Raw genomic sequence first — 304 nt, 5'->3', positions numbered from 1 at the left:
ACGACAACGGGAGTCACAATCCCGTGCTCTACCAACTGAGCTACGCCCACCATATTGCGTGCCAAAGAAGCCAAACAACTTCTTTGTAGAACTTCACCCGGCCAACGGCATGAATGAAGCTTTGACTGGTGCGGATGAAGAGACTCGAACTCTTACGCCTCGCGGCGCTGGAACCTAAATCCAGTGTGTCTACCAATTCCACCACATCCGCAGATGAAGCTTTTTAAAGCAAAGGCGCCAGACTGTTACATCTGGCGCCTTTCGAAATATGGGGTGGACGATGGGGATCGAACCCACGACAACG

1 tRNA gene is annotated in these 304 nt (G+C 52.0%); it reads right to left on the bottom strand.

The features are described from left to right. Positions 1-126 precede the first annotated feature (126 nt). Positions 127-211: transfer RNA gene (locus ACW9HX_RS29175), tRNA-Leu, on the bottom strand. Positions 212-304 lie beyond the last annotated feature (93 nt).

This window comes from Pseudomonas sp. SDO52101_S400, from assembly GCF_054071635.1.
This window is presented reverse-complemented; position numbering and strand designations above follow the sequence as displayed.